Source organism: Pseudoalteromonas sp. GCY (genome assembly GCF_016695175.1).
Taxonomy (GTDB): domain Bacteria; phylum Pseudomonadota; class Gammaproteobacteria; order Enterobacterales; family Alteromonadaceae; genus Pseudoalteromonas.
In genome coordinates, this window is record NZ_CP068023.1 from 1,109,744 (window position 1) to 1,130,221 (window position 20,478).

The following is a 20,478-nucleotide window of genomic DNA, read 5'->3' on the forward strand; positions in this document are numbered from 1 at the left end:
CGTTTTATCAAGTTGATGATGAAGGTGCAGTGCAATTTGTTTGCATACTAAGTCTAAAAACTGGGAATGTTATGAAACAAGCTTCGATTAAAAACAAACTCTTATTCTTTGTAACAGCATTAGTAACGAGTTTGGTTGTTATATTAGTGACAACAATGTGGTTTCACCTTGCAGCGGAAAATACCAAGCAAAGTGAAGGAGTCCAACAAGCGATTTATGATGAAATATCCCAAGGCCTTATCGCTAAAGGTAATCAATATGGGCAACGCGTGGCTGGCTTTATTAATGAAGCCTATCGTGTTCCTTACACTTTGGCAGGTGTACTATCTCATACCGCCACACAGGATCCGCTGAGCCGTGAACAAGTACAAGAAATAGTCAATGGTGCGCTAAAGCAAAATCGCTTTGTATCTTCTATGTATGCACAGTTTGAACCGAATGGTTACGATGGTAATGATGTCAGCAATCAAGGTGGTTCAAGTCACTCTGTGCCGGGCGCTGGTACCTTAGAGCTCTACTTTACTCAAGAAGCTAACGGTCCGATGCAGCAAAAAGTTGAGTCAGCAGAAGAAAAATACGCAGACGCAATCAATGAGTTTGGCCTACGAGAAGCCGAGTGGTATTTGTGCGCAAAAGATAAAATAGCGCCTTGCATCATGGAGCCCTATTTATATGAAATTTCTCCGGGCAACAAAATGCTGATGACCTCATTGACCACACCGGTCGTGGTCAATCGTCAATTTAGAGGCTTGGTGGGCGTGGATGTAAATTTGCCGATTTTCCAAACCATGGTTGACGAGCTCTCTAACTCGCTTTACTCAGGAGCCGCTAAAGTAACCTTGTTAAGTGAGCTTGGTCTTGTTGTAGGTTCTAGTCACTACAAGAACCTAGCACGCCCACTTGCTGAGTCGACAAAGTCAGATAGGGCTGAAGTGTTAAAATCGCTGCACACAGGTTCTGGGATTAAGGAGCTTGGTGAGGATTTAGTCGTAGCAGTACCGATTAAAATTGCCTTACCAAATACCACTTGGTCTCTTGTAATCGAACTACCTAAGGCAATTGCACTGAGTTCTGCCACAACGCTGCAAAGCCAGCTGGAGGAGTCGACAAACTCCGTTGGCCGCTGGATGCTTATTATCGGTATTGTTATTGCTGTTATTGGCATTGCCATTGCGGTGGTATTAGTGAACACAATTATCGGCCCGCTTACGCATATTCAGGAGCGGGTAGAGAACTTAGCTTCTAGCGAAGGCGATTTAACGCATGAGCTAGAAGTGAGTCATCATGCTGAGTTGATTGCCTTGGCACATGGCTTTAACCGCTTTACTGATAAACTACGAAAGATGATTGATGACCTAAAAGGTCTTGCTGAATCTTCCTATGAGCAGTCGCATCGAACAACAGAAGCCGCGATAAACATCAAAAACAAAGTCGCTAATCAGCATTTAGAAATAGATAGCGTAGTTACTGCAATTAACGAACTCAGTGCAACCGCTTCAGAGGTGGCTCGGGCGTCGGAAAAAGCGGCTGCAAGTACGAATCAGGCCGCTGATCAAGTTCAGCAAAGCGAACAAAGCATCATTAAAACGACCGAAACGGTGCAATCAATGGCGGATCAAGTTATTGATGCAAAACAAGCGGTCGTGAAGGTATCTGAGCGCAGTGATGATATTTCTAAAATACTAGAAGTGATCAGAGCCATTGCAGAGCAAACTAATTTACTGGCCTTAAACGCAGCAATTGAAGCGGCAAGGGCGGGGGAGCAAGGGCGCGGCTTTGCGGTTGTTGCCGACGAAGTTCGAGCTTTGGCGTCAAAAACACAGGCTTCGACGGACGACATTAGTAAACTAATAGATAACCTACAGAGTGAGGTCGCGAACTCAGGCCGGATCATTGAGAGCTCTGTGCAGTTAGGTGAAGATGCAGTAAGTTATTGCCAAGAATCGGCTAGGTTAATGAGTACCCTAGTTGCTGAGCTGACAAGCATTTCTAATGAAGTAACACAAATTGCGACGGCTGCGGAAGAGCAAAGTATGGTTACCGAAGAAATTAATACAAATACAACGGGCATTTCAGATGCCGCTGCTGAGCTTTCGAAGTTCGCAGATGAAGTAGAGCAAGCGGCCAGTTCAATGACGCTGATAGTCGAACAAAAACACAAGCAACTTAATTTATTAAGAACGTAAGTTTGTTGGTTTGCAAAGAGACTGGAGACAGTCTCTTTGCAGCTATGGCGTTTTTCGTCAAAATTCACTATGATAACTGTATCTATATACAGTTAAGCCAATCATGAAACTCTATATCGCAGAAAAACCCTCTTTAGGTCGAGCAATCGCCGATGTCTTACCAAAACCACATAAAAAACAAGATGGTTATATAGAAGTCGCGAATGGTGATGTGGTTTCTTGGTGTATAGGTCACTTGTTGGAACAAGCTGAACCTGAAGACTACGACGCCAAATACAAAAAATGGCAGTTTCATGATCTACCAATCGTGCCTACTCAATGGCAGTTCAAAGCAAAGCCAAAAACAAAAAAGCAGCTTAGCACTTTAAAAAAGTTACTCACAAAAGCTGATGAAATCTACCATGCTGGAGATCCAGATAGAGAAGGGCAATTGCTCGTGGACGAAGTATTTCAATTCGTAAATTTGCCAGACCGGAAAAGAGCAACGATCCGACGCTTGTTGATCAGTGATTTGAACCCACAAGCTGTGAAAAAGGCATTGGCTTCGACACGTTCTAATCAAGAATTTGTTCCTTTAAGTGTATCTGCACTTGCAAGAGCTAGAGCGGATTGGCTATTTGGGATGAATTTAACCAGAGCATTTACGTTGGCTGGGCAAAAAGCGGGAGTGAATACCGTTTTGTCGGTTGGCAGAGTGCAAACTCCGGTACTTGGCTTGGTTGTAAGAAGGGATCTAGAAATCGAGAACTTTGTATCGAAACCATTTTATGAAGTGATTGCACACATCAATAAACCAAATTGGGGTGTTTTTGAAGCTAAGTGGGTACCAAGTGAAGCATGTAAGCCCTATATGGACGAAGATGGGCGTGTTCTGGTTAAAGCCTTAGCTGAAAATGTCGCGGATCGGATCAGTCAAAAGCAAGCAGCAATAAATAAGGTTGAAACGAAACCAAAAAAGATAAATCCGCCGCTACCCTATAACCTTTCTTCTTTGCAGATTGACGCAAATAAGCGCTACGGTTTATCGGCTCAGCAAGTGTTGGATATTTGTCAGGCACTCTATGAGAAACATAAACTGATCACTTACCCTAGATCAGATAACCGTTATCTACCACAAGAACACTTTGTTGAAAGAGAACAAGTCATTGCGGCTGCTAAGCACAATCAGGGAATAGAAAGTAAGTTTATTAAGTTAGCTGATTTGAATCTAAAAGGAGCGTGTTGGAATGATAAAAAGGTAGAAGCGCATCACGCCATCATTCCAACGACTAAAAAGCTTCGCAGTGCTCAGCTTGGGCATAGAGAGTTGCAGGTCTATCAACTCATTTCTGTACAGTACCTTGCGCAATTCTTTCATCCCTACCGCTACAATGAAACTAAAGTGGAGTTGGAGATTAGTGGTGGTCAATTCAAAGCACAAGCGAAACAAATAACAGATCAAGGATTCAAGATACTGTTTAAAGGTCATGAGGTAGAAAAAGAAAGCCTATTGCCGGAGTTACAGGTGGGAGAGCAACTTTTGTGCGAGAAAGGTGAAGTTAAAGAAAAACAAACTCAGCCGCCAAAGCATTACACTGAAGCTACCTTATTAAGTGCGATGACAGGTATTGCACGGTTTGTTTCCGATCAATCTATCAAAAAGGTACTGAAAGACACTGACGGGCTTGGCACTGAGGCGACGCGGGCCGGAATTATTGAGCTTTTGTTTAGACGGCAGTTTCTTAGACGAGAAGGTAAGACGATATATTCTACGGCGCTGGGAAAAGCATTTATTCAAACCCTACCTGAGTCACTTTCATTACCAGACAGAACTGCGCTCTGGGAGTCATTGCTTGGAAAGATCGCCAATAAGGAAACGTCGTATAATCAATTTATGCAACCGCTTTGTGATGAGTTAGGTGGATTTATTGACAGCGCTCAATCTATCAATACGAATGCACTGAAAGGCGTCCCTGTACCCGCATTTAAAAAACGCGGAGCAAGAAAGGGGAAATTTACTCGAAAGAGAAAGCCAAGCTCTGCATAATTGTTTTATTGGCTTGGTTGTAAATTCAGATAGTGTCACTATATCAACCATATTAATTACTCAGACAGAAAATAGAATATGAGCAATAAAATCCAACTAACCCCTGAAAACATTCAGCAAGTAATAACCGATCCAAATCCAGAGAAAGTGTTATTGCTGACCTTTTATAGCAATCAAAACCCTGAATGTGTTCAGCAAGACCAAATATTGGAGGGGATCGCGGCAGCTTATAGTGAGCATATAACCATAGGCGTTATTGATTGTGATGTCCAACAAGCTCTGGCATCTCAACTCGCTCAGCAAATTGGTTTACAAGCTTTGCCAACGATTGTGATTTTAAAAGGTGGTGCGCCAGTAGATATGCTGGCAGGGGCAAAAACAGAAGAAGAAATTAAAGAAGCTTTGTCTGAGCATTTACCATCACCTGAAGTTATTTTACTTGATCAAGCGAAGCAATTCCTTGCAAGCGGCGATCTAAATAATGCCTTTGGTTATGCGAAGAAGGCATACGACGTTGACAGTAGTAATACTCGCATTAAGTTGGTGTTCGCGGATATCTGTATGCAAATTCAAAAATTTGATGAAGCTCAAGCGTTATTAGATTCTGTAAATGAAGAACAGCGAGACCCGTATTACCACAATTTAGTCGCTAAATTGGCGCAAGCTGCGGCTGCACAAGATTCACCAGAGGTAAAGCGTCTAGAGCAAGCGGTGGAAGCGGAGCCTGATTCATTAGACTTACGTTGTCAGCTAGCTCAAGCTCAGTTAGATGTGGGTAAAAAAGAAGAAGCATTGGCAAGCCTACTTATGGTGCTTAAGAAAGATATGAACTATGGTGAAGCCAAAAAGGGATTTTTAGATATTATCGCTTCGCTTCCTGATGGAGATAGTGTTGCTTCAGCTTATCGACGAAAGCTATATAGTCTTCTTTACTAAAAGAGTAGATAGTTGAATATCAAGATACAGGTGAAAATTTCTTCAACTGTATCTTGCATCCTCCCAAATTTGATCAATACTTATGATCCCTTCGCGAAAACTGGTGACAGTTTTATGAAGAAAATATTGCATTAATGTGGTTTTGAAGTGGTTTTGTATGTTTTCTGTTCGAATGAACCTTTTTTATAAGTTTTAATGAAAAAAGGGGTTGCACTAAAATCGGATCTCCCTATAATGCGCATCCACCGACACGGGGAGCAACGCTGAAAAGCAATGAGCCAACGAGTTGGTAGTCAAGTAAAACTTAGCTTTGAGAGGTTAGGGGGAAACTTCTAAAGAGATTCAAAATTAAGTGTTGACAAAAAATCGGGAATGCTTAGAATGCACATCCCTCGAAACAACGAAATGTTTCGAAACGTTCTTTAAAAATATGAAGCAATCATCTGTGTGGGCACTCGTACAGATTGAGTTCTAACAGCAGATTCTAGTTCGCTAGATGACGCAAACAAATTTAGAGTCTCAATGTTTTTTCCTTAAATGGAAAGTGAGTGACCAACAGCAACAAGTTTACTTGTTGCAGCACAGTCAATTCGATATCTCATCTTTTATTAGGTGAATATCAAAAATCAGAATTCATTGAGCATGTCCTTCGGGACAGAAAAAACTTTTAATTGAAGAGTTTGATCATGGCTCAGATTGAACGCTGGCGGCAGGCCTAACACATGCAAGTCGAGCGGTAACATTTCTAGCTTGCTAGAAGATGACGAGCGGCGGACGGGTGAGTAATGCTTGGGAACATGCCTTGAGGTGGGGGACAACCATTGGAAACGATGGCTAATACCGCATAATGTCTACGGACCAAAGGGGGCTTCGGCTCTCGCCTTTAGATTGGCCCAAGTGGGATTAGCTAGTTGGTGAGGTAAAGGCTCACCAAGGCGACGATCCCTAGCTGGTTTGAGAGGATGATCAGCCACACTGGAACTGAGACACGGTCCAGACTCCTACGGGAGGCAGCAGTGGGGAATATTGCACAATGGGCGCAAGCCTGATGCAGCCATGCCGCGTGTGTGAAGAAGGCCTTCGGGTTGTAAAGCACTTTCAGTCAGGAGGAAAGGTTAGTAGTTAATACCTGCTAGCTGTGACGTTACTGACAGAAGAAGCACCGGCTAACTCCGTGCCAGCAGCCGCGGTAATACGGAGGGTGCGAGCGTTAATCGGAATTACTGGGCGTAAAGCGTACGCAGGCGGTTTGTTAAGCGAGATGTGAAAGCCCCGGGCTTAACCTGGGAACTGCATTTCGAACTGGCAAACTAGAGTGTGATAGAGGGTGGTAGAATTTCAGGTGTAGCGGTGAAATGCGTAGAGATCTGAAGGAATACCGATGGCGAAGGCAGCCACCTGGGTCAACACTGACGCTCATGTACGAAAGCGTGGGGAGCAAACAGGATTAGATACCCTGGTAGTCCACGCCGTAAACGATGTCTACTAGGAGCTGGGGTCTTCGGACAACTTTTCCAAAGCTAACGCATTAAGTAGACCGCCTGGGGAGTACGGCCGCAAGGTTAAAACTCAAATGAATTGACGGGGGCCCGCACAAGCGGTGGAGCATGTGGTTTAATTCGATGCAACGCGAAGAACCTTACCTACACTTGACATACAGAGAACTTACCAGAGATGGTTTGGTGCCTTCGGGAGCTCTGATACAGGTGCTGCATGGCTGTCGTCAGCTCGTGTTGTGAGATGTTGGGTTAAGTCCCGCAACGAGCGCAACCCCTATCCTTAGTTGCCAGCGATTCGGTCGGGAACTCTAAGGAGACTGCCGGTGATAAACCGGAGGAAGGTGGGGACGACGTCAAGTCATCATGGCCCTTACGTGTAGGGCTACACACGTGCTACAATGGCAGGTACAGAGAGCAGCGAGCTAGCGATAGTGAGCGAATCCCTTAAAGCCTGTCGTAGTCCGGATTGGAGTCTGCAACTCGACTCCATGAAGTCGGAATCGCTAGTAATCGCAAATCAGAATGTTGCGGTGAATACGTTCCCGGGCCTTGTACACACCGCCCGTCACACCATGGGAGTGGGTTGCTCCAGAAGTGGATAGTCTAACCTTCGGGAGGACGTTCACCACGGAGTGATTCATGACTGGGGTGAAGTCGTAACAAGGTAGCCCTAGGGGAACCTGGGGCTGGATCACCTCCTTATACGATTTAGAACTTATTTGTTCGAAGTGTCCACACAGATGATTGTTGCTTGGCCTGATGGCTAAGTGATATTGCTCTTTAAAAATTTGGAAAAGCTGAAAAATTAAATTCTGATAGATAACGTAAAGTTATTTATCGAGTTTTCGAAAGAAAATGCCGATTAATCATTTTGATGATTAATTAGCGTCTACTTTAGTATTCAATATTAACTTCTGGCGAAGTTAAACTGTCTTTGACAGTACAACTTAAAACTATTTTGGGTTGTATGGTTAAGTGACTAAGCGTACACGGTGGATGCCTTGGCAGTTGGAGGCGATGAAGGACGTACTAACTTGCGATAAGCCTAGTCAAGCCAGTAAGAGGCGCTTGAGACTAGGATTTCCGAATGGGGAAACCCACCTGCTTGCAGGTATCGTTAACTGAATACATAGGTTAACGAGGCGAACGCGGAGAACTGAAACATCTAAGTACCCGTAGGAAAAGAAATCAACCGAGATTCCGAAAGTAGCGGCGAGCGAAATCGGACCAGCCCTTAAGCTTTAGTGTAGTTAGTGGAACATGTTGGAAAGCATGACGAAACAGGGTGATAGTCCCGTACACAAAAACTTATCTAAAGTGAAATCGAGTAGGTCGGAGCACGTGAAACTTTGACTGAATATGGGGGGACCATCCTCCAAGGCTAAATACTCCCAACTGACCGATAGTGAACCAGTACCGTGAGGGAAAGGCGAAAAGAACCCCTGTGAGGGGAGTGAAATAGAACCTGAAACCGTGTACGTACAAGCAGTAGGAGCCTACTTGTTGGGTGACTGCGTACCTTTTGTATAATGGGTCAGCGACTTATATTCTGTAGCGAGGTTAACCATTTAGGGGAGCCGTAGCGAAAGCGAGTCTTAACTGGGCGCTTAAGTTGCAGGGTATAGACCCGAAACCCGGTGATCTAGCCATGGGCAGGTTGAAGGTTGAGTAACATCAACTGGAGGACCGAACCCACTAACGTTGAAAAGTTAGGGGATGACCTGTGGCTAGGAGTGAAAGGCTAATCAAACCGGGAGATAGCTGGTTCTCCCCGAAATCTATTTAGGTAGAGCCTCGGACGAATACTTACGGGGGTAGAGCACTGTTAAGGCTAGGGGGTCATCCCGACTTACCAACCCTTTGCAAACTCCGAATACCGTAAAGTAATATCCGGGAGACACACGGCGGGTGCTAACGTCCGTCGTGGAGAGGGAAACAACCCAGACCGTCAGCTAAGGTCCCAAAGTGTATGTTAAGTGGGAAACGATGTGGGAAGGCTAAAACAGCTAGGAGGTTGGCTTAGAAGCAGCCACCCTTTAAAGAAAGCGTAATAGCTCACTAGTCGAGTCGGCCTGCGCGGAAGATGTAACGGGGCTAAACATACCACCGAAGCTACGGCTGCGAACTTAGTTCGCGGGGTAGGGGAGCGTTCTGTAAGTGGCTGAAGGTGTGCCGGGAGGCATGCTGGACATATCAGAAGTGCGAATGCTGACATGAGTAACGACAAGAGGAGTGAAAAACTCCTCCGCCGGAAGACCAAGGGTTCCTATCCCATGTTAATCAGGGTAGGGTGAGTCGACCCCTAAGGCGAGGCTGAAGAGCGTAGTCGATGGGAAACGGGTTAATATTCCCGTACTCGGTATGAATGCGATGGGGGGACGGAGCAGGCTAGGCAAGCATGGCGTTGGTTGTCCATGTGAAAGGCTGTAGGCTGGTGACTTAGGAAAATCCGGGTTGCCAAGGCTGAGAGTCGAGACGAGCCACTAAGGTGGTGAAGTTGTTGATGCCCTACTTCCAGGAAAAGCCTCTAAGCTTCAGTTCATACTGAATCGTACCCTAAACCGACACAGGTGGTCAGGTAGAGAATACTAAGGCGCTTGAGAGAACTCGGGTGAAGGAACTAGGCAAAATTGTACCGTAACTTCGGGAGAAGGTACGCTCTTGTTTGTGAAGGACTTGCTCTGTAAGCAAACGAGAGCCGCAGTGACCAGGTGGCTGGGACTGTTTATTAAAAACACAGCACTGTGCAAAATCGTAAGATGACGTATACGGTGTGACACCTGCCCGGTGCCGGAAGGTTAATTGATGGGGTTAGCTTAGGCGAAGCTCTTGATCGAAGCCCCGGTAAACGGCGGCCGTAACTATAACGGTCCTAAGGTAGCGAAATTCCTTGTCGGGTAAGTTCCGACCTGCACGAATGGTGTAACCATGGCCACGCTGTCTCCACCCGAGACTCAGTGAAATTGAAATCGCAGTGAAGATGCTGTGTACCCGCGGCTAGACGGAAAGACCCCGTGAACCTTTACTACAGCTTGGCACTGAACATTGACCCTACATGTGTAGGATAGGTGGGAGGCTTTGAAGCAGAGACGCTAGTTTCTGTGGAGCCGACCTTGAAATACCACCCTTGTAGTGTTGATGTTCTAACTTAGGCCCCTGAATCGGGGTTGAGGACAGTGCCTGGTGGGTAGTTTGACTGGGGCGGTCTCCTCCCAAAGAGTAACGGAGGAGCACGAAGGTTTGCTAAGTACGGTCGGACATCGTACGGTTAGTGTAATGGTAGAAGCAAGCTTAACTGCGAGACAGACACGTCGAGCAGGTACGAAAGTAGGTCATAGTGATCCGGTGGTTCTGAATGGAAGGGCCATCGCTCAACGGATAAAAGGTACTCCGGGGATAACAGGCTGATACCGCCCAAGAGTTCATATCGACGGCGGTGTTTGGCACCTCGATGTCGGCTCATCACATCCTGGGGCTGAAGTCGGTCCCAAGGGTATGGCTGTTCGCCATTTAAAGTGGTACGCGAGCTGGGTTTAGAACGTCGTGAGACAGTTCGGTCCCTATCTGCCGTGGGCGTTTGAGAATTGAGAGGGGCTGCTCCTAGTACGAGAGGACCGGAGTGGACGAACCGCTGGTGTTCGGGTTGTGATGCCAATTGCATTGCCCGGTAGCTACGTTCGGAACTGATAACCGCTGAAAGCATCTAAGCGGGAAGCAGGCCTCGAGATGAGTTCTCACTTTGACTTAGAGTCAACTGAAGGGCCGTTGAAGACTACAACGTTGATAGGCGAGATGTGGAAGTGCTGTGAGGCATTAAGCTAACTCGTACTAATTACCCGTGAGGCTTAACCATACAACGCCAAAGTGGTTTAAGCGACAGAAGTTAATAGACTAAAGTAGACAAAAGAATTTAATAAGCTTTTTCCGGATTTACATTGATGAGGGAGACTTCGTTGATGAACAGAATTTCCTGGTGACTATAGCGTTTTGGACCCACCTGACCCCATGCCGAACTCAGAAGTGAAACAAAACAGCGTCGATGATAGTGTGGATTACCCATGTGAAAGTAGAACATCGCCAGGGCCAAATTTAATATAAAAATAAAAACTAAAACAGTATTTTCCTGATGACTATAGCGTTTTGGAACCACCTGACCCCATGCCGAACTCAGAAGTGAAACAAAACAGCGTCGATGATAGTGTGGATTACCCATGTGAAAGTAGAACATCGTCAGGGCCTAATTAAAGAAACCCGCTATAGTAATGTAGCGGGTTTTTTGTATTTTGGGTTCAATACATCGCGAGATAAACTCGCTCCCACCACAGCATAAGCACATTGCAGCTTAGTAGGCGGTTTACCCGCCGACTTGTGTGCATACACATCCAAGTCGAAAACGCTGAAGGCTTTCCCAATCTACAAAGTGATCACTTTCGCGAGATAATCTCGCTCTCACCACAGCATAAGCAAAGTGCAATATGGTAGGAGGTGGTTTATCCACCGATTTGTATATCTATACGTCTAGAATATGCTACTTCCTTTTAGGTACCTAAAGAAGGAGAGTTAGCCAATCAAAGCGGCAGTGAAATTGTAAATTTACAACCTTGGTTTAGCTTGCTTGATACGCTAATGTTTCCTTTTAATAATTTAACGAGCTCGTTTGTGATAGCAAGGCCAAGCCCTGCATTGTGTTTGCGGTTACTTAGGCTATTTTTGGCCTGAAAGCTAGCGTCGAATATATAGGGAAGATCAGTGGCGCTTATCCCAATGCCAGTATCATTAACACTCACTAAAGCAATATCTTGTTGCTGCTGTAATGTGAGCTGTATTTTGCCACCAGCATCAGTATGTCTGATAGCGTTATCGATGAGGTTTGATAGGATCCTGTCTAATTTCCCGATATCACTGTGTACACTAACTTCGCTTGCTTTCGGGCTTATTGAGATGGTTATTCCGCGCTGTTTAGCCTGCAATGTAAATTTAGCCGCAACGTCATACATAAGTTCAAGTAGATTAAAGGGTTCAATATGAAGTTTGGTATGTCCTGCTTCTAGGTGGGCGAGTTCAAAAATTTGTGCGATAAGATGATTGAGCTGATTTATATTTTTGCTGGCAATTTCGATGTGCGAAATGATATTTTTGTCACTCGTTTGTTTTTCTATCAGTTCAATGTAACCTTTAAGCGAGGAAAGTGGTGTGCGGAGATCGTGGCTTAGCTGTGAAAGTAGTTCTTTACGTTGTTCATCTTTGAGGTTAAGTGTGGTTAATTGCTGCTGAATTTTATCCAGCATAGCATTGACGCTGCGACCCAGCTGATGGATCTCATCATGTTCTTCAGGCCAATTTATTTGGGCATCACGACTAATATTAAAATGGTTTTGGCTGACTTGATCTATATATTGAGTCAGTCTGGACACAGGCTTGGTGATTTTATTAAGCAGTAGCAGGACGACAATCAGTAAAAAGAACAAAGTGCCTAATAACCAACTTACCCCAAGCATCACCTTGTCTGAATTTTTTAGTTGCTCAATAATACTATCGTATTTTGACGAGCCGATGATGATATATAGATAACCCTGCAAAATATCTTGATTAAATACAGGGGCCACAGAGAAAATTTTACTGCCGTCAACGCTCCTAGGATCGTCACCAAATACAGGTAGTTGGCTATCGCTCTTTAGGAGTTTTTTTAACGGGGTAACATCAATTTGCTGACGTTTAACCTCTCCAGGGGCGGCAGAGTAAGTTAATAGCTTACCTTCAGGAGAGACAAAGTAAAACTCAAATGAGGGGCCTAAGATCATCAAGGTGTGAAATAGATTACTCAAACCGTCATAGTCGTACACTCCCTCTTTTATCAGGGGATTATCGTCAACAAGATGGGCCGCAAGTGCGAGGTGTAATTGTTGTTCTGCTTGAGATTTAGAGACTTGAGATAGCGCTTGAGTCCACCACACAAAAATCGCTGCAATGACAACGAAAGTGACAAATAAGGTCAGTGCGAGTTTTTTGTAGAGTGAGAGCTTCATACGCTTTGCCCGCTAAGAGAGGCTGAATTTAATTTGTAACCAACACCCCATACTGTTTCTATCACCGTATTATTTGAAATAGCTTCAAGCTTTGCCCTCAGACGATTAATATGGGAGTTAACGGTATGCTCGTATCCTGAGTGTTGGTAGCCCCATACTGACTCTAATAACTGGGTTCGAGAAAACACATGATTTGGGTGTTTAGCAAAAAACTGTAGCAGTTCAAATTCGGTTGCGGTAAGGTCTAATCTAACATTAGCCAACGAAATTTCATGACAACAGGCATCGATAACTAGGTTTCCAACTGCAATTTTATCGCTTGGGAAGTCCGTATTTTCAGTCTGCATTGGTTGCTTAAGTTGCCTGACATGGCGTAGCTGCGCTTTTACTCTTGCTTGCAATTCTCTCGTATTAAAAGGCTTGCATATATAGTCGTCCGCACCAACTTCAAGTCCAATGATCCTATCGATATCGCTACTTTTTGAGGTGACGATGATGACACTACTCATAGGGTAAAGCGCCTTAAGCTCTCGACAAAGGGTTAGTCCATCCATATTGGGTAGCATTAAATCCAGTAAAATCACTGCAAAATCGTTCGCTTTGGCAACCGACAATACTTGGCTGCCGTCGGCAACATGTGTTACCTCTAAAGCTAACTCTTCTAAATGCACTTGGAGTAATCTCGCTATGTCTAAGTCATCTTCAACTAGCAACACGTTTTCTAACATAAATAGCCCTTTATTAAAGCGCAAACGCCTATGGCAGGCGTTTGCACATAGGCTATTTAACTCTCTCGATAGTGACTGCAAGCAGCGGGTTATCAAATTTATGGATACTAGTGAGGGTTGAACTTTGGAGTCCATCATCACTACCAACCACACCACTGTGCATCGTCACCATGTTGTGATTATCGTTGCGCTCTGCGTTAAAGCCCTCACCACTATCTGCTGGACCAGGTATGGTTCCCACAGCTTCGCTATTCAGCTCAGTGCCAGCATCGTAGGCAAGTGTCCGATACATTTGCATCCCGCCTACGGGCAGTGCAGAGACGTCTATAGCATTTAGACCGGAGAATCCATCATTGGTATTCACCATCATGGTTAATAGCGATAATTTAAGCTCTGCTAGATCTGTGGTTTTGATGGAAAGGTTGGTTGTCGCACCAGGACCTAAAGGTCCATCCGTTGAGATGGATGCTTGTGTCATCTCGTCGGCTAGTATGTCACTGTTACTTCCGCCTTCTGCAAGTTGCTCTAATGCTTCACTTGCAGGCATACCAACAGTAAAGTAATGACCAGACTGGTGAAGCAGCACTGCAATTGGTGACATAGGCTGTGCATGTGTAAGATTAGTGATGGTGACGGCAAACTCATACTCAACCGGCTCTGGCTCAACGGGCGGCTCTGGCATCACCATATTATTGTCATTGTCTCCACATGCACTGAGCAGGAGCGTAGACATGGCAATTAATGCTAATTTCGCTTTCATAGCTCCCCCTTATTTTACGGTTACTGTTACTTTAGCCACAGGATTTAACCAACGGTGCACTGTGTTATGTAGATCGCTATTACCGCCGACTTGCTCAGCGTCGCCTACGTTGCCTCTGTGAATATGGACCATGGTGTTTTCTTCACTTGCGGTGACACCAGCCCCTTGGGTTCCAGGAGCAACACCTGGTGATGCTGGGATCCCTAAAACACCAGTTGCACCAGAGCCTTCGACAACCAGTTCATTGTTAGCTTCAGTTCCTGCGTCATAGGCATTAAGGTAAACTTCATAGGTGCCAGCAGCGCTTGGAATAGGCCAAGCATTTAATCCTACAAATCCATCATTGGTAGGGAGTAGCATCGCCACAATTGAAAGATGCGTATTTCCCTCACTGGTTGATATCATGGCCATTGTAGAGCCTCCGGGTGCAAGTAGCCCCTCAGCTGGGTTGGCGACCATATTGGCGTTTGAGCTTTCGAGGGTTTGTCCTAAAGCTGAAATGTCACCGCCTTCGGCCATCGCTTGCAATGCTTCAGAAGCTTGCTCACCGAGTTTAAAAAGAGCGGTATCTTGATTATGAGCAGCCACCAGTAAAGGCGTATAGTAAATACCGTGAGTGAGGTTAGAGATTTTTACTTCAAGGTCTTGTGCCAGCGCAGCGCTAGATAAACACGTTGCGACTAGGGGGGTCAGGATTTTTGCTTTCATGATGTACTCTTCTTATTAGGATTAACAGTCTCCTTATCATGGCTGCAAGATATTGAGATAGGCTCACGGAGTTATCACGTTTTTATCACAAAACCGTAGAATACTTATCACAGGGCTCAGATCAGCGGAGCTTGGGTTAACTTTAAATACGCCGGAACGGTTCTAGTTGATCGAGAACTATCAATTAGTTCTGCAAGGTGGGACTAATAGGAGTAAAAAACTCCTCGTTACGAGGGCTTATCAAAATAACTTAGGTGTACGCCAAGAGTACTATTAACTTCAGCAGGCGGTACTTTGTCTTTAGTATTTGGCGAAAAGTTAGGATCGATATATTCCATAATCATTTCATTAGCAATTTTCCGATAGGCGATTTGTATCGCTTCTGACGAGCTACAGCCTTGGTCTGTTTCAAAGACTTCACTTAGCGGCGCTAAACCAAACCCTTTTTGTAGCACTAAATCTGTCGAACGTAACGCGCCTTCTACCCAGCCCTGATAATCAGAGTAGGCTTCACCGCAGGTAAATAGATTTGGCAACGGCTCCACTAAATCTTCGATGACGTCTTTATCATTTGCACCAATCGCCCATTGATGTACACCAAAACCAAATTGAAGATTTTCAGGGACATTGAAATTCACATTCCCTTCCCAAATTCGAGCGCTAGTGACGGTGGGCTGTGGGACATAATGTGTATTAAAAATGTCTTTAAAGAATTGTGTCGCTTGTCGTACAACCGCTTCTGAAGCTGGAAAAATATCACTGGGAATAGATTCAACGAGTTCTGACTCACGAGGGTGATGATAAAGCTCACCTTTGTTTTGCAGTGCACTCCAAAAATTAATATTTAAATAATCACAGTAAATAGTCAGTGCTGCTGGGCGACTGTATTTAGCTGCTTCTATCCCTTCGAGTTTGTGTTGGGTTTCTGAGTTAGGCTCGGCATGACGTTCGTTATACATAAGGGCGGCTGCGAGTTCATCATCTAAAGCATAAAAGGGATAAACAGAACCCGTTGGTAAATCGGCAAAGTTGGGTCCAAAGCTGACAGCTGGACGGCCTGTCATACCGGTTCCCCACCATGCGGTGTCGTAGTATAAATTAATCTTCAGGAGCGGTTGGTTGCTTGTGCTTTGCAATGTATCCCATAACGCATCGCGCCGATGCTTTGGTAGTTGTTTGAATACATCTGACGCTATGAACAACTTTTCAAGCGAGAGCCTTGGTAGCCCTAAAATAAGCTTTTCGGCTTTAAATGTTCCTTCACTTACCTGTCCGTCCTGCTCAGTTTTGGTGTACTTAAGTACATATAGATTGTCTGCTTTATCAAAGGCGATGCTATCGATGCTCGTTTGCAGGTAAATCTTCTCTTTGCCTATTTTATCCACCAGCGCGTTTGGTAGGGTGCTAAAGCCGTCTTTAAAGGTTCTAAATTCGACATCTGCAGGAAAGTCTTCCAAAAGCTGATAGGCGACACCCGCATTCATTTTCGATAAGAATGTGCCATTAAAGCCCAAAACACGATACAGCATGGTGATACATTCTTGGCTATAACCCATATCAGTGAGTAAATCCCACAAAGACCAATTATATAGTGACTCACCCTGCCATTGACATTGCAGGCGGAAATCCTGCCAAAACTCTGGACCGCGAACCTCAGGCCTTGAATCGAACTGTGGATTCACTTGCAAGATACGATTAAAAACAACATTAATAATGTCTTTGGGATTAACGCTTTGTTCGTTTGGCTCGAGGTTATAAAGTGCTGACCAAATATGATAGTCGTCTTGCTCGGCATCGTTTACCGAAAAGCTGGTACCGCGAAAGTAGAGGCGGTTATTGCCGTCGCTATTCATAGGGAAAGGGACTATCTGATCTTCTAGGCCCAATTTTAGAAAGAGGGCCATTAGGTCATCCATACCCTCAAATAGAAACCGCATACCACCTTGTTCTTCTTTGACTGTAATGGTGCTGTCAGGCTTTGCTCCTGCGCGGTTATCTCTAAAATGGATAAGATCTGAGTCCAATCTTCCACCTGTGCGGTTGCTGCGCTCAAAAATGGCGAAGTCATCAACGTCTGTTTCGCACTGTAATCGCCAAGCGCTATACAAACCAGACATACCAGCCCCTATCACAGCGACTTTCACCGCGTCTGGAATGGGTTTTTGACTAATATCTGTACCTATTTTGTAGTGAGTCATGTGAGTTCCTTAGTCGACTATGTCTCACACTTTTGAGGCTGACTGCTTTTATACCAGTTGGTATTACTTCCTAGCTCGCTAAGTGATCTTTAACGTATCTATGCACTCCAACCTGTTGAGTGCACTTTCCAAAAATTTGTTGCAACAAGCCAAGTATTGCTTTCTCAGCCTGATGCAAAACCCAGATACTACTTTAGTACACTGGTTAAGTTTGTGTTAATTTTTGTGGCAGGTTATGCCAAATGTTTGTCTAAAAAGTACGAATGGCATGAATTTAATAAGCTTTTATTCTCGGCTGAACACTAATTTGAGGGATGGAATACATTTGCTCCATACAGACTACCTTATTTAGGGGAACCGGTGAATTTAGCCAACAATGATATGGGGTAAGAAACGGCTAAGATCTTGGGTGATCAGACTTTTATCTTCACGAACACCAACTCCAACTGCTTTATCACCGACAATCCATGAGCCGATGAGCGTATTGAAGCCTGCAAATTTGGGTAAAGGTGAGTAAGCTTGATAAATATAGCCTTCTTCGCCATATCCACCAGCAGACTGTGCAAGCAGTTGTTGATCTTTTCGGATCTCAATATTCGCGCCTTCACGAGAAAATAGCGGCTTCTTCACATAGCCGGACTCGCTGCTTGCAACTTTATGCTTGTCCTGTTCAAAGTATGCCGGTAACAGATTTGGGTGATTGGGAAAGGTTTGCCATAGCAAAGGTAAGATTGCTTTATTAGATAAAATCGCTTTCCAAGCAGGCTCTAGCCATTGCACTTTTGCTTCTGATAATTGTTCACTATATTCATCTTGAAACATAAATTCCCACGGGTATAGCTTAAACATCCATTGGATTTTTCGGTCATCAAGGTCGACAAAGTGCTGGTCATCAAATCCGATATCTTCGATAAAAACTTGTTTCGTTTTGAGTCCAGCTTCCATCGCGCAGCTGCGCATATATTGAATGGTGCCCAAGTCCTCAATGCTTTCTTTGCAGCAAGAAAAGTGTAGGGGAGCACCTCGGTGGAATTTATGCAGTTGATAAAAACGCTCTATCAGTGCTTCTTGAAGGCCATTAAATTGATCCGCATTACGCGGTAACTTACCGGCTTTTACCTGTTCTTCAAGCCATAGCCACTGCCAGTAACCTGTTTCGAATAAGCTGGTGGGCGTGTCGTAATTGGCCTCCAGCAGCTTGGCTGGTGACTTACCATCGTAACTAAAATCAAAGCGACCATAGAGCGCTTGGTCTCGACGACGCCATGAGCGAGTCACTAATTCCCATTGAGACTCAGGAATAGCAAACCGTTGCAGAAGTGACTCGTCATTACACACTAAATCGACAAGGTGTAAGAGCATTTGGTGGAGTTCATCACTTGGGTCTTCCAAGTCTTGCTCAATTTGTTTTAACGTAAATTGATAATATGCACTTTCGTCCCAATACTTTTCACCATACATAGTATGAAATTCAAAGCCGTGGGCTTTTGCTTGTTCACGCCAGTGTGGGCGTTCATCAATAGAAATTCTTAACATAAGTGTAAAATCGATCCGTCTTATATCAATTGCATAGATACTGTGGAAACTACAGAGTACGTAATAAAAAGCCGAGTGGACCTCGGCTTATCTTTTATCAAGCGATGGTTGGCTTAGCTGCCCCAACTGCCACCACTACTACGAGTAGCACTACGACCAAATCCACCGCGACTGCGTGATACTGAGCTGGCACGCGGCTTGTAATTGATGGTTGAGCTTTTGACCGACGTTGTACCCGAAGACTTTGCAGATGCGACAAACCCATTTTGCGCATTTCGGTAGCTAAAGAAGTCATCACGAGAGCGATACAGCGGTTTAGCGCCAGAATAGTAAGTGCCGCTTAAGTAAGCCGCTTTCTTCTTTTTGCGCTTTTTCATCATGTCTAGGCCTTCGTCTACTGCTTCTGCAAGCGCAGCAACCATAAAGCCCGCCATAATCGGACGCCAGATCCCACCACTCGAATTTTCACAGCGATCAAAGCCAAAGTCGCTTTCGCATAGCTGCTCTGAGGCATATTTTGGGGCTTCTTGGCGATGGCTATCGAGTGCTTGTTGGTATTGAAACTGGCATGCTTCTTCTTCAATGCCGAATGATGTACATTCGTCAACGTCTTTAAAAAGTAACGCTGATTCGTCGCTATCACCACATGCAGTCAACCCTCCTGTGGCCCCCATTAATAAAGTCAATTTGATTGTTCTACTCCTTTTCATCTTGACTCCTTAATAGGTCATGCAAGCGGCATTCAAAATTCCGGTCGCAAGCGAGGCACCACCTAAAAACAAACCTGCGCTGATGTGATTATTTTCGATTTTCTCAGATAGCTTTGGCATATACAGCCTTACCATAAAGAAGGTAATTAACTGCATTACTCCTGCAATAACCCCCCAAACGGCAAAATCGATAAGAGATACCGCATTGACTGCGGCACTGGCGATAGGCAAGACAAAACCAATTAAGGTACCGCAAAACGCAGTTGCAGCAGCAGGGTTGTTTTCTTTAACTAGTTTCCACTCACAATAAGGGGTAACTTTGGAGTAAATAAATAAAAAGACTAAGGTAAGTAAGTAGGCAAGGCCGAAGTAGGAAATAAAAGGGACAAATCCTTGTAAAGAATCCAAAATCATAATTTTCTCTTTGTTATAGCATCGAATTTGAAATCCGATAGATATTAATCATCATCATAGGTGAGCTGTTCCAGCTCGCGATGTAGTATATCATCATCTCCAAGGTTAAGTTCAATAAGACGTTTTAAATGCGTCACACTATCGAGATCGATTTGGCGGCAATGTACGCCTAAATGACCTTCTTCAACATGACGAACTTCCACTTCCATCGTAATTTGGATATCGCTCCCTGGTAAATAAAAGTTTAAACTTGCAGGGTCATTTTTAAGTGGTACATAGCCGTCGGGTAGCGTAAGCAGTGCGCCATTGAGCGATAAATCCAAGATTTCGCAGCTAAAATCACCGCTTGAGGCCATAAACTGTGCCTCGTTTGAAAAAATAACTCTGGAAAAACGTCGACGTTCTTTCATTGCTGATCCTAATAGTCCGTATAGGTAAAGAATAGCTTATATCATTGTGCTCGCTACTAAAAATGACAATAAATTACGCCGCTTGGATGGAATTGCCACTGCAATTTTATTTGCGACTTGCCTCCACAGTACGGCATGAAGAAAGCTAAGCAGGTATTAAAAAATAAAAAAGGCTCCCAACGGGGAGCCTCATATTATCATTGTCGATAGACTAGGGCCTGTTGACCTTTGCTGTTTGATTTTTGTTCTTCTGAGTGTGTTTTGGTCGCGACGCTCGACTTGCCGCCTAGTAATCTAGGCAAAAGTTGAGCAACAATGAACAAAGCGCACTCAGGTCAACC

The 20,478-nt window shown here is 44.5% G+C and carries 12 protein-coding genes and 4 rRNA genes; 7 read left to right on the forward strand and 9 right to left on the reverse strand.

All coding sequences use genetic code 11. The features are described 5' to 3' along the window. Positions 1-71: 71 nt before the first annotated feature. From JJQ94_RS10080 to rrf (JJQ94_RS10110), 7 genes are all read left to right on the forward strand, one after another. The gene (locus tag JJQ94_RS10080) at positions 72-2,186 is read left to right on the forward strand and encodes a methyl-accepting chemotaxis protein (protein ID WP_099030899.1); all 2,115 of its coding nucleotides are present in this window, start codon (positions 72-74) and stop codon (positions 2,184-2,186) included. A 103-nt stretch (positions 2,187-2,289) separates the two neighbouring features. Continuing rightward, positions 2,290-4,212, forward strand: coding sequence for a DNA topoisomerase III (locus tag JJQ94_RS10085; RefSeq protein ID WP_099030900.1), 1,923 nt, complete (start codon positions 2,290-2,292; stop codon positions 4,210-4,212). Positions 4,213-4,290: 78 nt separating this feature from the next. Further along, positions 4,291-5,148 (forward strand): tetratricopeptide repeat protein, encoded by an 858-nt coding sequence (locus JJQ94_RS10090; RefSeq protein WP_099030901.1) that lies wholly within the window; start codon positions 4,291-4,293, stop codon positions 5,146-5,148. Positions 5,149-5,816: 668 nt separating this feature from the next. Further along, positions 5,817-7,349 (forward strand): 16S ribosomal RNA (locus JJQ94_RS10095). A gap of 267 nt (positions 7,350-7,616) precedes the next feature. Continuing rightward, positions 7,617-10,500: ribosomal RNA gene (locus JJQ94_RS10100) — 23S ribosomal RNA — on the forward strand. Between the two features lie 116 nt (positions 10,501-10,616). Continuing rightward, a 5S ribosomal RNA gene (gene rrf, locus JJQ94_RS10105) occupies positions 10,617-10,730 on the forward strand. A 39-nt stretch (positions 10,731-10,769) separates the two neighbouring features. After that, a 5S ribosomal RNA gene (gene rrf, locus JJQ94_RS10110) occupies positions 10,770-10,883 on the forward strand. The 16S, 23S and 5S rRNA genes sit together here, the layout of an rRNA operon. Before the next feature lie 332 nt (positions 10,884-11,215). On the opposite strand, the gene JJQ94_RS10115 is transcribed toward rrf (JJQ94_RS10110), so the two are convergent. The 9 genes from JJQ94_RS10115 to JJQ94_RS10155 form a co-directional block, all read right to left on the reverse strand. Beyond that, complete coding sequence (locus JJQ94_RS10115; RefSeq protein WP_099031753.1) at positions 11,216-12,673, reverse strand: sensor histidine kinase; 1,458 nt, start codon at positions 12,671-12,673, stop codon at positions 11,216-11,218. Continuing rightward, positions 12,670-13,401 carry a response regulator transcription factor gene (locus tag JJQ94_RS10120; protein WP_099031754.1) on the reverse strand — a complete coding sequence of 244 codons (732 nt, stop codon included), beginning with the start codon at positions 13,399-13,401 and terminating at the stop codon, positions 12,670-12,672. The genes JJQ94_RS10115 and JJQ94_RS10120 overlap by 4 nt, the downstream gene beginning before the upstream one ends. A gap of 52 nt (positions 13,402-13,453) precedes the next feature. Next, the gene (locus JJQ94_RS10125) at positions 13,454-14,161 is read right to left on the reverse strand and encodes a spondin domain-containing protein (RefSeq protein WP_099031755.1); all 708 of its coding nucleotides are present in this window, start codon (positions 14,159-14,161) and stop codon (positions 13,454-13,456) included. Between the two features lie 9 nt (positions 14,162-14,170). Then, positions 14,171-14,869: a spondin domain-containing protein gene (locus JJQ94_RS10130; protein ID WP_099031756.1), complete on the reverse strand. Its 699-nt coding sequence runs from the start codon at positions 14,867-14,869 to the stop codon at positions 14,171-14,173. Between the two features lie 227 nt (positions 14,870-15,096). Then, a complete protein-coding gene (locus JJQ94_RS10135) occupies positions 15,097-17,067 on the reverse strand; it encodes an FAD-dependent L-amino acid oxidase (protein ID WP_099031757.1) in 1,971 nt (656 codons plus the stop codon). 366 nt (positions 17,068-17,433) lie between these two features. Beyond that, positions 17,434-18,603 (reverse strand): glutathionylspermidine synthase family protein, encoded by a 1,170-nt coding sequence (locus JJQ94_RS10140; RefSeq protein WP_099031758.1) that lies wholly within the window; start codon positions 18,601-18,603, stop codon positions 17,434-17,436. A gap of 113 nt (positions 18,604-18,716) precedes the next feature. Then, positions 18,717-19,313, reverse strand: coding sequence for a DUF1190 domain-containing protein (locus JJQ94_RS10145; protein WP_099031759.1), 597 nt, complete (start codon positions 19,311-19,313; stop codon positions 18,717-18,719). 9 nt (positions 19,314-19,322) lie between these two features. Next, entirely contained in the window at positions 19,323-19,727 is a 405-nt protein-coding gene (locus JJQ94_RS10150; protein WP_010378315.1) for a DUF350 domain-containing protein, read from the reverse strand. Between the two features lie 44 nt (positions 19,728-19,771). Then, positions 19,772-20,137, reverse strand: coding sequence for a PilZ domain-containing protein (locus JJQ94_RS10155; RefSeq protein WP_010378318.1), 366 nt, complete (start codon positions 20,135-20,137; stop codon positions 19,772-19,774). Between the last annotated feature and the right edge of the window lie 341 nt (positions 20,138-20,478).

Coding starts and splice junctions, on each gene's coding strand:
- JJQ94_RS10155 (WP_010378318.1), bottom strand. CDS start 20,137: ATGAAAGAACGTCGACGTTTTTCCAGAGTTATTTTTTCAAACGAGGCA.
- JJQ94_RS10090 (WP_099030901.1), top strand. CDS start 4,291: ATGAGCAATAAAATCCAACTAACCCCTGAAAACATTCAGCAAGTAATA.
- JJQ94_RS10145 (WP_099031759.1), bottom strand. CDS start 19,313: ATGAAAAGGAGTAGAACAATCAAATTGACTTTATTAATGGGGGCCACA.
- JJQ94_RS10150 (WP_010378315.1), bottom strand. CDS start 19,727: ATGATTTTGGATTCTTTACAAGGATTTGTCCCTTTTATTTCCTACTTC.
- JJQ94_RS10085 (WP_099030900.1), top strand. CDS start 2,290: ATGAAACTCTATATCGCAGAAAAACCCTCTTTAGGTCGAGCAATCGCC.
- JJQ94_RS10130 (WP_099031756.1), bottom strand. CDS start 14,869: ATGAAAGCAAAAATCCTGACCCCCCTAGTCGCAACGTGTTTATCTAGC.
- JJQ94_RS10120 (WP_099031754.1), bottom strand. CDS start 13,401: ATGTTAGAAAACGTGTTGCTAGTTGAAGATGACTTAGACATAGCGAGA.
- JJQ94_RS10080 (WP_099030899.1), top strand. CDS start 72: ATGAAACAAGCTTCGATTAAAAACAAACTCTTATTCTTTGTAACAGCA.
- JJQ94_RS10135 (WP_099031757.1), bottom strand. CDS start 17,067: ATGACTCACTACAAAATAGGTACAGATATTAGTCAAAAACCCATTCCA.
- JJQ94_RS10115 (WP_099031753.1), bottom strand. CDS start 12,673: ATGAAGCTCTCACTCTACAAAAAACTCGCACTGACCTTATTTGTCACT.
- JJQ94_RS10140 (WP_099031758.1), bottom strand. CDS start 18,603: ATGTTAAGAATTTCTATTGATGAACGCCCACACTGGCGTGAACAAGCA.
- JJQ94_RS10125 (WP_099031755.1), bottom strand. CDS start 14,161: ATGAAAGCGAAATTAGCATTAATTGCCATGTCTACGCTCCTGCTCAGT.